The 12,567-nt window shown below is 72.6% G+C and carries 13 protein-coding genes; 12 read left to right on the top strand and 1 reads right to left on the bottom strand.

Going from position 1 to position 12,567, the window contains the following annotated elements:
* Positions 1–8 precede the first annotated feature (8 nt).
* Both QWJ13_RS20015 and thiD read left to right on the top strand, forming a co-directional pair.
* The gene (locus QWJ13_RS20015) at positions 9–1,034 is read left to right on the top strand and encodes an ATP-dependent 6-phosphofructokinase (protein ID WP_316526114.1); all 1,026 of its coding nucleotides are present in this window, start codon (positions 9–11) and stop codon (positions 1,032–1,034) included.
* Positions 1,035–1,057: 23 nt separating this feature from the next.
* Positions 1,058–1,855 carry a bifunctional hydroxymethylpyrimidine kinase/phosphomethylpyrimidine kinase gene (gene thiD, locus QWJ13_RS20010; protein ID WP_316526111.1) on the top strand — a complete coding sequence of 266 codons (798 nt, stop codon included), beginning with the start codon at positions 1,058–1,060 and terminating at the stop codon, positions 1,853–1,855.
* Between the two features lie 155 nt (positions 1,856–2,010).
* Here the strand turns inward: thiD and rpmB are convergent, their stop codons facing one another.
* Entirely contained in the window at positions 2,011–2,196 is a 186-nt protein-coding gene (gene rpmB, locus QWJ13_RS20005; protein ID WP_014138233.1) for a 50S ribosomal protein L28, read from the bottom strand.
* 283 nt (positions 2,197–2,479) lie between these two features.
* Between rpmB and QWJ13_RS20000 the strand changes: the two genes are divergently transcribed.
* The 10 genes from QWJ13_RS20000 (at position 2,480) to mutM (ending at position 12,563) form a co-directional block, all read left to right on the top strand.
* The gene (locus QWJ13_RS20000; RefSeq protein WP_316526106.1) at positions 2,480–4,114 is read left to right on the top strand and encodes a DAK2 domain-containing protein; all 1,635 of its coding nucleotides are present in this window, start codon (positions 2,480–2,482) and stop codon (positions 4,112–4,114) included.
* 67 nt (positions 4,115–4,181) lie between these two features.
* Positions 4,182–6,413 carry an ATP-dependent DNA helicase RecG gene (gene recG / locus QWJ13_RS19995; protein WP_316526105.1) on the top strand — a complete coding sequence of 744 codons (2,232 nt, stop codon included), beginning with the start codon at positions 4,182–4,184 and terminating at the stop codon, positions 6,411–6,413.
* A 105-nt stretch (positions 6,414–6,518) separates the two neighbouring features.
* The gene (locus QWJ13_RS19990; RefSeq protein WP_316526104.1) at positions 6,519–7,052 is read left to right on the top strand and encodes a hypothetical protein; all 534 of its coding nucleotides are present in this window, start codon (positions 6,519–6,521) and stop codon (positions 7,050–7,052) included.
* Positions 7,053–7,260: 208 nt separating this feature from the next.
* Entirely contained in the window at positions 7,261–7,845 is a 585-nt protein-coding gene (gene rsmD / locus QWJ13_RS19985) for a 16S rRNA (guanine(966)-N(2))-methyltransferase RsmD (protein ID WP_316526103.1), read from the top strand.
* Positions 7,846–7,894: 49 nt separating this feature from the next.
* Positions 7,895–8,386 (top strand): pantetheine-phosphate adenylyltransferase, encoded by a 492-nt coding sequence (gene coaD / locus QWJ13_RS19980; protein ID WP_316526102.1) that lies wholly within the window; start codon positions 7,895–7,897, stop codon positions 8,384–8,386.
* A 187-nt stretch (positions 8,387–8,573) separates the two neighbouring features.
* A complete protein-coding gene (locus QWJ13_RS19975) occupies positions 8,574–9,800 on the top strand; it encodes a F0F1 ATP synthase subunit B (protein ID WP_316526101.1) in 1,227 nt (408 codons plus the stop codon).
* Positions 9,801–9,963: 163 nt separating this feature from the next.
* Positions 9,964–10,608 (top strand): YceD family protein, encoded by a 645-nt coding sequence (locus QWJ13_RS19970; RefSeq protein WP_316526100.1) that lies wholly within the window; start codon positions 9,964–9,966, stop codon positions 10,606–10,608.
* A 2-nt stretch (positions 10,609–10,610) separates the two neighbouring features.
* Positions 10,611–10,784, top strand: coding sequence for a 50S ribosomal protein L32 (gene rpmF / locus QWJ13_RS19965; RefSeq protein WP_030056747.1), 174 nt, complete (start codon positions 10,611–10,613; stop codon positions 10,782–10,784).
* 20 nt (positions 10,785–10,804) lie between these two features.
* Positions 10,805–11,593, top strand: coding sequence for a ribonuclease III (gene rnc, locus QWJ13_RS19960; RefSeq protein ID WP_316526098.1), 789 nt, complete (start codon positions 10,805–10,807; stop codon positions 11,591–11,593).
* A gap of 91 nt (positions 11,594–11,684) precedes the next feature.
* Complete coding sequence (mutM, locus tag QWJ13_RS19955; RefSeq protein ID WP_316526097.1) at positions 11,685–12,563, top strand: bifunctional DNA-formamidopyrimidine glycosylase/DNA-(apurinic or apyrimidinic site) lyase; 879 nt, start codon at positions 11,685–11,687, stop codon at positions 12,561–12,563.
* The last annotated feature ends 4 nt before the right edge of the window (positions 12,564–12,567 follow it).

Raw genomic sequence — 12,567 nt, 5'->3', positions numbered from 1 at the left:
CACCACACATGCGCATCGGTGTCCTGACCAGCGGCGGCGACTGCCCCGGCCTCAACGCGGTGATCCGCTCGGTGGTCCACCGGGGCACCGACGTCCACGGCGACGAAATCGTCGGCATCCAGGACGGCTTCCTCGGCCTGATCGAGGGCCGCACCCGGACGGTCTCGCACGACGACGTGACCGGCCTGCTCACCCTCGGCGGCACCATCCTCGGCTCGGCCCGGGTGCGCCGCGACCGGATCGCCTGGGCGGTGGAGAACGCCAAGACCCTCGCCCGGGAGATCGGCATCGACGCGCTGATCGCGATCGGCGGCGAGGGCACACTGACCGCCGCCAAACTGTTCAGCGACGCCGGACTGCCCGTGGTCGGGGTGCCGAAGACCATCGACAACGACATCGACGCCACCGACATGACCTTCGGCTTCGACACCGCGGTGCACGTCGCCACCGAGGCGATCGACCGGCTGAAGACCACCGCCGAGTCCCACCAGCGCGTCCTGGTGGTCGAGTTGATGGGCCGGCACACCGGCTGGATCACCCTCACCGCGGGCATGGCCGGCGGCGCCCACGGCATCCTCATCCCGGAGAAGCCCTTCGAGATCGAGGCGGTGGCCCGGATAATCGAGGACCGCTTCGCGCGCGGCAAGAAGTTCGCCATCATCGCCGTCGCCGAGGGCGCCGCCCCGGTGCCCGGCACCATGCGCTTCGACCACGGCGAGGTCGACCAGTACGGCCACCGGACCTTCGGCGGGATCGGCAACCGGCTCGCCCACGAGCTGGAGAACCTGCTCGGCAAGGAGGCCCGCCCGGTCATCCTCGGCCACGTCCAGCGCGGTGGCACCCCGACCGCCTACGACCGGGTGCTCGCCACCCGGTTCGGCTGGCACGCGGTGGAGGCCGTCCACCAGGGGGCGTTCGGCCACTTCACCGCGCTGCGCCGCACCCGCATCGAACTGCTGCCGATCGGCGACGCGGTGACCCGGCTGAAGACGGTGCCCGAGAACCGCTGGACGGAGTCCGAGGCGGTGCTGTGAACCGGCGCCGGTAGGTTGGGGGCATGTCCTCCACCGCACCTCCCCGCGTGCTCACCGTCGCCGGCTCCGACTCCGGCGGCGGCGCCGGCATCCAGGCCGACCTCAAGGCGATGCTCGCCCTCGGCGTGCACGGCATGAGCGTGATCACCGCCGTCACCGCGCAGAACTCGCTCGGCGTCCAGGGCTACTGGGAACTGCCCGCCGAAGCCGTCCGGGCGCAGTTCCGCAGCGTGGTGGACGACATCGGGGTGCAGGCCGTGAAGACCGGCATGCTCGCCTCGGTCGAACTGGTCGAGACCGTCTCCGAGCTGCTCGCCGGGGTGGACGCCCCGGTGGTGGTCGACCCGGTCGGCGTCTCCAAGCACGGGGACGCGCTGCTGGTCGCCGAGGCCGTCGCCACCGTCCGGGAGAAGCTGCTGCCGGTCGCCACCCTGGCCACCCCCAACCTCCACGAGGTGACCCAGCTCACCGGGCTGACCGTCGAGGACGAGTCACAGATGCTGGACGCCGCCAAGGCGCTGGTCGACCTCGGGCCGCGCTGGGCGCTGGTCAAGGGCGGCCACCTGCCCGGCGAGGCCGCCGACCTGCTGTACGGCGGACCGGACGAGGTGCACTGGTTCCGGGCACCGCGCTACGACAACCGGCACACCCACGGCACCGGCTGCACCCTGGCCAGCGCCATCGCGGCCGGCCTGGCCAAGGGTGAACCGCTGCCCTCGGCGGTGGCCTCGGCCAAGGAGTACATCACCGGCGCGATCGCCGGGGGCTTCGCCCTGGGCGCCGGGATCGGGCCGGTCGACCACGCCTGGCGCTGGCGCTGACACACCCCGGAAAACAGTGGTGGGCGGGCCCCCTCGGGGAACCCGCCCACCACTGGTGAGTCCGGAAAACGGCACGGCCGGCCACGAAAACAGCGAAGCCGGCCCATCCGAGGATGGAACCGGCTCACTGGAGGACCGGCATGCCGGTCTGCGCGTCAGCGCGAGACCTTACCGGCCTTGATGCACGAGGTGCAGACGTTGAGCCGCTTCGGCGTCCGCCCAATCACAGCGCGCACCGTCTGAATGTTGGGGTTCCAACGACGGGGGGTACGGCGGTGAGAGTGGGAGATGCTGTTGCCGAAGCCCGGCCCCTTGCCGCAGACGTCGCAGTTGGCAGCCACAGGAGTCACTCCAAGACTTCAGATCAGATACTTTCGAAAACCCCACTCAGCCACCAGAACACTCGCGTGAACCAGACCGGACAAGGGGGTGAGCCTGGACGGTTCCAGGCAACCGGAAGAGCATACAACGCTTGCTTCCGTCCCACGAAACTACCATGACCGGCTGAGTGATCGCTCCGGTCGCCGGTCCGGCCGACCCTCCCCGGCCCCCGATAATCTGCCGGGTATCACCCCTCGCCGTTCACCTTCGGGTCACATCGGCGTCCCATCCGGAGGAGACCTGGTGCTGCACACGCTCGACGCCCCGGCCGTGCGCACCTGGTGCCAGCTCGCCCTGCGCGCGCTCGGCCAGGCCCGCGAGGAGATCGACGCGCTCAACGTCTATCCCGTCCCGGACGGCGACACCGGCACCAACCTCTACCTGACCGTCGAGTCCGCCGCCGCCGAGGTGGAGAGCCGCTTCGCCGACCCCGCCGTCGACCCGGCCCCCGGGCTGGCCGACACCGTCCGGGCGATGGCCCGCGGCGCGCTGGTCGGCGCCCGCGGCAACTCCGGGGTGATCCTCGCCCAGTGGCTGCGCGGCACCGCCGAGACGCTCGCCGAGGGCGGCGGCGCCGAACAGCTGCGGGCCGCCCTGCAACGGGCCGCCGACTCCGCCTACCAGGCCGTCGCGGAACCCGTCGAGGGCACCCTGCTGACCGTCGCCCGGGTCGCCGCCCGGGAGGCCGTCCGGGCCGGGGACGGGCTCGCCCAGGTCGCCGACACCGCCTACCGGGCCGCCAGGGACGCGCTGCGGCACACCCCCGAGCAGCTCGCCGTACTCGCCGAGAACGGAGTGGTGGACGCCGGCGGGCGCGGCCTGGTGGCCGTCCTCGGCGCGCTCGCCGACGCCGTCGCCGGACAGCAGCCGATGGGGCCGGTCGCGCTGCGCGGGGACGTCCGGGCCGCCGAGAGCTGCGAGATCCACCTGAGGCCGGCCGGCCCCGGCCACCCCGCCTTCGAGGTCATCTACCTGCTGGACGCCCCCGACGAGGCGCTGCCCGCGCTGCGCGTCCGGCTCGGCGCCCTCGGCGACTCGCTGGTGATCGGCGGCGGCGACGGCCTGTGGAACGTGCACGTCCACGTGGACGACGCGGGCGCCGCCGTGGAGGCCGGGGTCGAGGCCGGGCGCCCGCACCAGATCCGGATCACCCACTTCGCCGAGGCCGCCGCCCGGGCCGGCACCGCCGTCGCCGAACGCGGCGAGCGCGAGGAACGGGCCCGCGCGGTGCTCTCGGTGGTCTCCGGCGACGGCCTGGCCGAACTCTGCGAGCAGGCCGGCGCCGTCGTCCTGCACGCCGACCCGGACCGCCCGCCGGCCAGCGCCGAACTCGCCGCCGCGGTGCGCCGCTCGGCCGCCCGCGAGGTCGTCCTGCTGCTCAACGACCCCGAGCTGCGCGCCGCCGCCGGTGCCGCCGCCGACCAGCTGCGCGAGGAGGGGATACGGATCGCCGTCCTGCCCACCCGCTCCCCGGTACAGGGGCTGGCGGCGCTCGCGGTGCACGAGGGCGGCCGCCGCTTCGACGAGGACGTGGTCGCCATGACCTCCGCCGCCGGGGCCACCCGGTACGCCGAACTGGCCGTCGCCGAGGGGGAGTCCTGGACGATGGCCGGGGTCTGCCAGGCCGGGGACGTGCTCGGGCTGATCGACGGCGACGTCGCGGTGATCGGCGCCGGGCTGACCGAGGTCGGCGAGAGCGTGCTGGACCGGATGCTCGGCGCCGGCGGCGAACTCGTCACCCTGATCCTCGGCGGCGGCACCGACGCGGCACTCGCCGAACGGCTGGTCGCCCACGTCCGGCACCGGCGGCCCGAGGTGGACGCGGTGGTCTTCCACGGCGGCCAGGAACCGGCGCCGCTGCTCATCGGGGTGGAGTAGCCCCCCGGAGGCGAGCGGGCGAGTAGCAGCCTCCTCATGTCGGTGCCTTGGTGTAAACAGGGGCCTGATGGGCGCTCTCGATGAACCACTGACCAAGCTCGTCGGCGACCGCACCGCGAAGGTGCTCGCCGACAGCCTCAAGCTGCGCACGGTCGGGGACCTGCTGCACCACTACCCGCGCCGCTACGTCGAACGCGGCCAGCTCACCAGCCTGGACGAGCTGGAGATCGACGAGCACGTCACCGTGCTGGCCCGGATCGAGAAGGTCACCCTGATCCCGTTCCGCGGCCGCAAGGGCGACCGGCTGGAGGTCGTCGTCACCGACGGCCGCAGCCGGCTCTCGCTGGTCTTCTTCAACCAGGGTTGGCGGCAGAAGGAGCTCCGGGCCGGCGCCCAGGGCCTGTTCGCCGGCAAGGTCGGGGTCTTCAACCGCACCCGCCAGCTGGTCTCGCCGGACTACCAGCTGCTCGACGAGGACGCCGGGTCCGACGCGGCCCGGCAGTTCGCCGGCCGGCTCATCCCGGTGTACGGCGCCAGCGCGCAGATGCCCAGCTGGAAGCTGTCGATCTGCATCGAGACCGCGCTCACCAAGCACCTCGGCGACGTCGGCGAACCGCTGCCCGCCGAACTGCGCGAGCGGCACGACCTGATCCCGCTGCCCGAGGCCCTGGAGCTGATCCACCGCCCGCGCAGCCAGGCCGACCGCGAGCGCGCCCAGAGCCGGCTGCGCTGGGACGAGGCCTTCGTGCTCCAGGTCGCCCTGGCCCAGCGCCGGGCCGCCGACTCCGCGCTGCCCGCCAAGCCGCGCAAGGCCCGCGAGGGCGGCCTGCTGGACGCCTTCGACGACCGGCTGCCGTTCACCCTCACCGAGGGCCAGCAGAAGGTGTCCGCCGAGATCGCCGCCGACCTCGCCACCGAGCACCCGATGCACCGCCTGCTCCAGGGCGAGGTCGGCTCCGGCAAGACGCTGGTCGCGCTGCGCGCCATGCTCGCCGTGGTCGACGCGGGCGGCCAGGCCGTCCTGCTGGCGCCCACCGAGGTGCTCGCCCAGCAGCACCACCGCTCGATCGTCGAGATGATGGGGGACTTGGCCGAGGGCGGCATGCTCGGCGGCTCCGACCTCGGCACCCGGGTCGTCCTGCTGACCGGCTCGATGGGCGTCGCCGCCCGCCGCCAGGCGCTGCTCGACATGGCCTGCGGGGACGCCGGGATCGCCATCGGCACCCACGCGCTGATCGAGGACAAGGTGCAGTTCCAGGACCTCGGCCTGGTCGTGGTGGACGAGCAGCACCGCTTCGGCGTCGAGCAGCGGGACGCGCTGCGCGCCAAGGGCGAGCAGCCGCCGCACCTGCTGGTGATGACCGCCACCCCGATCCCGCGCACCGTCGCGATGACCGTCTTCGGGGACCTGGAGACCTCCGTCCTGGACCAGCTGCCGGCCGGCCGCTCGCCGATCTCCACCCATGTCGTCCCGGCGCTGGAGAAGCCCAACTTCCTCACCCGGGCCTGGGAGCGGGTCCGCGAGGAGGTCGCCAAGGGCCACCAGGCGTACGTGGTCTGCCCGCGGATCGGGGACGAGGAGCCGGCCGCCGACCCGAAGGCCGCCAAGAAGAAGCGCAAGGCGGCCGAGGAGGACTTCGAGGACCTCACCACCCCGGACGCCGGCGCCGAGAGCGACGAACGGCGGCCCCCCCTCTCGGTGGTGGAGACAGCCGAGAAGCTGGTGAAGGGCCCGCTGAGCGGCCTGCGGGTGGAGATCCTGCACGGCCGGCTCGCGCCGGAGGCCAAGGACGAGGTGATGCGCCGGTTCGCGGCCGGCGAGGTGGACGTGCTGGTCGCCACGACCGTGATCGAGGTCGGCGTCAACGTCCCCAACTCCACCGCGATGGTCATCATGGACGCCGACCGCTTCGGCGTCTCCCAGCTCCACCAGCTGCGCGGCCGGGTCGGCCGCGGCAGCGCACCGGGCCTGTGCCTGCTGGTCAGCGACATGCCCGCGGCCAGCCCCGCCCGGGCCCGGCTGGACGCGGTGGCCGGCACCCTGGACGGCTTCGAGCTGTCCCGGATCGACCTCGAACAGCGCCGCGAGGGCGACGTGCTGGGCCAGGCGCAGTCCGGGGTGAAGTCCTCACTCAAGGTGCTCTCGGTGCTGGAGGACGAGGAGGTCATCCTCACCGCCCGCACCGAGGCCACCCGGCTGGTCGCCGAGGACCCGGACCTGGCCGCCCACCCGGAGCTGCGCACCGAGCTGGAGAGCCTGCTCGACGAGGACCGCGCGGCCTACATGGAGAAGGGCTGAGCGCCGCCGCCGGGCCCGGGAATTGTCAGACCCCCGCGAGAGAATGAAGGTGTTCAGGGCGCACCCCCAAGGTGCGTACCTGGCACGACACTTGGGGGTCAAGCCATGGCATTCCGTCATCTCAACGAGCTCCCGCTGGGCGACAAGGTCTTCCGGATCGAACTCGCCAGCGACGACGACCGCGAGGTCACCCTCACCCTGACCGGCTGGCGCGACGGGGCGGCCGCCGCGCCGCTCGCCTCGGGCAAGCTCCGCCTGCCGGTCGAGGACGTCGCCTCGCTGCGGATCGCGCTCAACCGCGCGCTGCGGGCGCTGGCGATCGTCGCCGACGTCTCCGAGCCCATCCCCGACCGCGACGTGCTGCGCGAGCTGTACCCCGGCCACGGCGCCCCCTGGGTGCCGCAGCACGAGGAGGAGCTGGTCCGGCGCTTCCACGAGGGCGAGACCATCGCCCGGATCGCCGCCCGCTTCGGCCGCACGCCCGACTCCGTCCGGACCAAGCTGCGCGAGCTCGGGCACGACCCGCGCCGCCCCGAGTTCTGCCCGCCCGACGGCTGCCTGTCCTGGTCCCGCTACGCCTCGCCGGCCCTGCTCGGCGCGGCCGTCCCGGGCCAGGGAGCGGGTTCCGAGGCGAGCTGAGCAGCGAACCGCGAGGGCGTGGCCCGGTGCTGGGCCACGCCCTGTGACTCGCCCGCTCGCCTCCGGGGCGCTCCTGACCCGGCGCCGACGGTCGGCGCTCCCTCGCTCGTGCCTCGCTCCCTCGCTTCTCCCTTTCGGCACCGGCGCGCCCCTTCGGCTCGGGGCGGGATAGCGTGGTCGGGCAGCGACGAAAGGACCTCCCACCACCATGACCCGCGTGATCGCCGGGGCGGCCGGCGGCCGCCGACTGGCCGTACCGCCCGGCCGGGGCACCCGCCCGACCTCCGACAAGGCCCGTGAGGCGATGTTCTCCACCTTGGAGGCGCTGCACGGCACCGTGCGCGGGGCCCGGATGCTGGACCTGTTCGGCGGATCGGGCGCGGTCGGCCTGGAGGCGCTGTCGCGCGGGGCCGAGCACGTCCTGCTGGTCGAGGCGGACGCCCAGGCCGCCCGGGTGATCCGGGAGAACGTCCGGACGATCGGGCTGCCGGGCGCCGAGGTGCGGGCCGCCAAGGCGGAGAAGGTGATCGCCGGACCGCCCCCGCAGAGCCCGTACGACCTGGTCTTCCTCGACCCGCCGTACGTGGTGACGGACGACGAGGTCCGGGAGATGCTGATCACACTCCAGGCCGGGGGCTGGCTCACGGAGGACGCGCTGGTCACCGTGGAGCGCAGCACCCGTGGCGGCGCGTTCGGCTGGCCCGAGGGCTTCGAGGAGCTGCGCTCCCGCCGCTACGGCGAGGGCACGCTCTGGTACGGTCGCGCCGCCGCCGCGGCCGGCGAGCAGGAGTAGCGGGCCGCGGTCCGCAGCAGCCGTCACCCCACGAGGGAGCACACACACCATGCGCCGAGCCGTCTGTCCCGGTTCGTTCGACCCGATCACCAACGGCCACCTCGACATCATCGAGCGGGCCTCGAAGCTGTACGACATGGTGCACGTCGCGGTCCTGATCAACCGGAACAAGCAGGGCATGTTCACCGTCGAGGAGCGGATCGGCCTGATCGAGGAGGTCACCGCCCACTTCGGGAACGTGGTGGTCGAATCGCACCACGGCCTGCTGGTGGACTTCTGCCGGGAGCGCGGCATCCCCGCGATCATCAAGGGCCTGCGCGCGGTCAGCGACTTCGACTACGAGCTCCAGATGGCCCAGATGAACCATGGCCTGAGCGGGGTGGAGACGCTGTTCGTGCCGACCTCGCCGACGTACAGCTTCCTGTCCTCGACGCTGGTCAAGGAGGTCGCCTCGTACGGCGGCGACGTCTCGCACCTGCTGCCGGAGACGGTGCACGGCCGACTGGTCGAGCGGATCGCGGAGCGCAAGGCCGCGCAGTAGCCCAGGATCTGTCCGATTCTGCCGGTTCGTCATGGATCGTCCCGCCGGCGGCAAGCCGGTCGGGCTCGGGCGTTGGGAACCCGCAGGGCAGTGGCCGTACAGTCTGTACTCCTGCCCTGCGGTGAGGTCCACCGCGTCGGGCCTGCCTCCGCCGGAGCGTCGGCGGCACACGGAAAGACGAAGCCCCGTGGACGTGCAGAACAAGGTCGACGAGATCGTGGCGGCGGTCGAGAACGCCCGCTCGATGCCGATGTCGGCCTCCTGCGTGGTGAACCGGGCCGAGCTGATCGGCCTGCTCAATGACCTCAAGTCGGCCCTGCCCGCCGAACTCGCCCAGGCCCAGTCGGTGATGGCCGATCACGAGCAGGTGGTGGCGGGAGCCCAGGCCGAGGCCGACCTGATCATCCAGGGCGCGCACGCCGAGCGCGGCTCGCTGATCTCGGACACCGAGGTGGTCCGCCAGGCCCGGGCCCAGGCCGACCGGATCCTCGCCGAGGCGCGCGCCGAGGTCGAGGCCAAGCGGGTCGAGGCCGACGACTACGTGGACAGCAAGCTCGCCAACTTCGAGGTCGTGCTGACCAAGACGCTCGGCGCGGTCGGCCGCGGCCGTACCAAGCTGCGCGGCGACTCCAGCGTCTTCGAGAGCGAGGCCGGCGGCGAGAGCGACGGCGAGGAGTTCCGCCCGCAGCGGATCAGCCCGAGCCCCGAGGTCGACGAGTACGTCGATGTGAAGCTCGCCACGCTGGAGAACGTGCTCAGCGCCACCCTGGACGCGGTCGGCAAGGGCCGGGACAAGCTGCTCGGCAAGAAGCCGATCGACGAGCTGGGCGCCTACCTGGCCGCCGCCGACGAGGCGCAGCAGGCCAAGGAGCGGGCCGAGGCGGTGGCCGCGGGCTTCGCGGAGGACGCGGACGGCGCCGACATCGCCTGGTACCGCGAGGACGTCCCGCAGCAGCAGACCTGGCCGGAGCAGGCCCCGGCCGCGGCCGCCTGGCAGGGCTCCGGCGTCGACCAGTACCCGGCCGCCCAGCAGCCGGGCGGGCAGTACGCCGAGGTGTACGGCGGCGGCTTCGACCCGGCCGGCCAGGGCGACCCGTACAACACCCAGTGGGGCCAGCAGCAGGGCGGCTACCCGCAGCAGCCCGGCTACCCGCCCCAGCAGGCGGACGAATGGGGGCACCCCCGGCCGGAGGCTGGTGGAGGCTATGCCCAGCAGCAGCCGGGCTACCCGGCGCAGTCGTACGACGGCTACACCTACCCGCAGCCGCCCGCGGCGCCGCCGACCGTGCCGCACCAGCAGCAGGGCCAGCAGCAGGGGCAGCCGCAGGGCCAGGGCCAGGGCCTGGACGAGACCAGCTTCTTCGACACCAGCATGATCGACATGACCAGGTTGCGGGAGCTCGGCGGCCGCTGAGCGGACGGGGCTGGAGTCTCCTGACGGGACCGAAGTTGGGCCTGACGGGAGACTCCGGTAGTCTGACCACTCCGGCCTCCCCATGCCCGGCCGTCGGCTTGCCCTCTCGCAACGCCGACTCGTATGGGGACTCCTCGTTGATTCCTATGGAAGTCAGGACACTGTGAACCGCCTCGACCACCGCGACCCCCTCGTGTTTGACACGCACGAGCTCGGCCGTCGCCCCGGCTCGATGCGCAAGGTGAGCCGGACCCTGGAGGCCCCCGAGGGCCTCGGGATCATCGACGTGATCGCGGTTCCGGAGAAGAGCCCGATCGAGCTGGAGCTCCGCCTGGAGTCCGTGGTCGAGGGCGTGCTGGTCACCGGCACCGCCGAGGCCCAGGTCGAGGGCGAGTGCGTCCGGTGCCTGGAGCCCGTCGAGTTCGACATCGACGTCGACTTCCAGGAGCTGTACTACTACCCGGAGTCGGACGAGCGCCATCGCGCCGCGACGGCCGGGACCGAGGACCTCGACGAGGACTCGGAAGAAGAGACTTACCGTCTGGAGGGCGACTTCTTCGACCTCCAGCCGGTGCTGCGTGACGCGGTGGTGCTCGCACTGCCGCTGCAGCCGGTGTGTCAGGAAGACTGCCTGGGCCTGTGCTCCGAGTGCGGAGCGCGCCTGAGCGACGACCCGACGCACCACCACGACGCCGCCGACCCCCGGTGGGCGGCTCTGCAGGGACTCTCCGCCGCCCCCGGCGACGAGGGTGACGGGATCAAGACCAGCGACACCCGTGAGGGTCTCGCCGAGAACCAGGAGAAGTAGCCGTGGCTGTTCCGAAGCGGAAGATGTCGCGCAGCAACACGCGCCACCGTCGGTCCAACTGGAAGGCTGTCGTTCCGGCCCTCGTGGCGTGCGACCGCTGCCACGAGCCGAAGCTCGGCCACATCGCGTGCCCGAGCTGCGGCACGTACAACCGTCGCCAGGTCCTCTCGGTCTGATCGGCGGGGTGCACGGATCGATGTCGGACGGTAACTCCACCCGCAAGGCGTCCGCCGCCCCGAAGGGTTCTTCGGGCGGTGGCAAGGCCGGTGGGCCGGCTTCGACCGAATACGACGTCCTGGAAGGGCGCCTCGGGTACACACTTGAGCGCGCCCTTCTGGTACGTGCCCTGACCCACCGCTCGTACGCGTACGAGAACGGGGGGCTGCCCACCAACGAGCGCCTTGAGTTCCTCGGCGACTCGGTGCTGGGTCTTGTGGTGACCGACACCCTCTACCGCGTCCACCCGGACGTCCCGGAGGGCACGCTCGCCAAACTGCGCGCCGCGGTGGTCAACTCCCGCGCGCTCGCGGACGTCGGCCGTGGCCTGGAGCTCGGCGCGTTCATCCGGCTCGGCAAGGGCGAGGAGGGCACCGGCGGCCGCGACAAGTCATCGATCCTCGCGGACACCGTCGAGGCCGTGATCGGCGCCATCTACCTGGACCAGGGACTGGACGCGGCCACCGAGTTCGTCCACCGGCTGTTCGACCCGCTGATCGAGGAATCCTCTCAGCTGGGCGCGGGCCTGGACTGGAAGACCAGCCTCCAGGAGCTCACCGCCTCGGTGGGCATCGGCGTGCCCGAGTACGTGGTCATGGAGTCCGGTCCGGACCACGAGAAGACCTTCACCGCGGCGGCCCGAGTGGCCGGCGAGGACTTCGGCAGCGGCATCGGCCGCTCCAAGAAGGAAGCCGAGCAGAAGGCCGCCGAGAGCGCCTGGCGCGCGATCAAGGAGAAGTACGCCGACCGGCTTCCCGCCGGGGCCTGAGCGGTGGCCCGGCACGCCGGGCCCACCGCGCAGTAGCCTTCACTCCTGCCGATCCGTACCGAGTGCCGATCCGTCCAGGAGGCGTGTTCCCGTGCCCGAACTTCCCGAGGTCGAGGTCGTCCGCCGTGGTCTGGCCGGCTGGGTGGCCGGGCGGACCGTCGCCGACGTCCAGGTGCTGCACCCGCGCGCGGTGCGGCGCCAACCGGCCGGCGCGGCGGACTTCTCGGCCCGGCTGACCGGCACCACCCTCGGCAGCGCCCAGCGGCGCGGCAAGTACCTGTGGGTGCCGCTGACCGGCACCGGCGCGGGCTTCTCGCTGATCGGCCACCTCGGGATGAGCGGCCAGCTCCTCGTCCAGGACCCCTCCGTCCCCGACGAGACGCACCTGCGGGTCCGGCTGCGCTTCGCCGACGGCGGGCGCGAACTGCGCTTCGTGGACCAGCGGACCTTCGGCGGCCTGGCGGTCGAGGAGGCCGAGGACGGGGACCCGGAGGGCACCCCGGTCTCCATCGCGCACATCGCCCGCGACCCGCTCGACCCGCGCTTCGACGACACCGCCTTCGTGGCCGCGCTGCGGGCCAAGCGGACCACCGTCAAGCGCGCCCTGCTCGACCAGAGCCTGATCAGCGGCGTCGGCAACATCTACGCCGACGAGGCGCTGTGGCGCTCCAAGCTCCACTACGACCGCCCGACCGCGACGCTCACCCGCCCGCAGGCCCTCCTGCTGCTGGCCAACGCCCGGGACGTGATGACGGCGGCGCTCGCCGTCGGCGGCACCAGCTTCGACAGCCTCTACGTCAACGTGAACGGCGAGAGCGGCTACTTCTCCCGGGACCTCGACGCCTACGGCCGCGAGCAGGAGCCCTGCCGCCGCTGCGGCACCCCGATCCGGCGGGCGGCCTGGATGAACCGCTCCAGCTACTTCTGCCCCCGCTGCCAGCGCGTCCCGCGCACCCGCAGCGAGGGCTAGACCC

The sequence above is a fragment of the Kitasatospora brasiliensis genome, from assembly GCF_032654805.1.
GTDB classification, from domain to species: Bacteria; Actinomycetota; Actinomycetes; order Streptomycetales; family Streptomycetaceae; genus Kitasatospora; species Kitasatospora brasiliensis.
This window is presented reverse-complemented; position numbering and strand designations above follow the sequence as displayed.

What these genes read in the sequence shown, in the direction of transcription:
- QWJ13_RS20015 (WP_316526114.1), top strand. Translation starts at nt 9, where the DNA reads ATGCGCATCGGTGTCCTGACCAGCGGCGGCGACTGCCCCGGCCTCAAC.
- thiD (WP_316526111.1), top strand. Translation starts at nt 1,058, where the DNA reads ATGTCCTCCACCGCACCTCCCCGCGTGCTCACCGTCGCCGGCTCCGAC.
- recG (WP_316526105.1), top strand. Translation starts at nt 4,182, where the DNA reads ATGGGCGCTCTCGATGAACCACTGACCAAGCTCGTCGGCGACCGCACC.
- QWJ13_RS19990 (WP_316526104.1), top strand. Translation starts at nt 6,519, where the DNA reads ATGGCATTCCGTCATCTCAACGAGCTCCCGCTGGGCGACAAGGTCTTC.
- rsmD (WP_316526103.1), top strand. Translation starts at nt 7,261, where the DNA reads ATGACCCGCGTGATCGCCGGGGCGGCCGGCGGCCGCCGACTGGCCGTA.
- coaD (WP_316526102.1), top strand. Translation starts at nt 7,895, where the DNA reads ATGCGCCGAGCCGTCTGTCCCGGTTCGTTCGACCCGATCACCAACGGC.
- rnc (WP_316526098.1), top strand. Translation starts at nt 10,805, where the DNA reads ATGTCGGACGGTAACTCCACCCGCAAGGCGTCCGCCGCCCCGAAGGGT.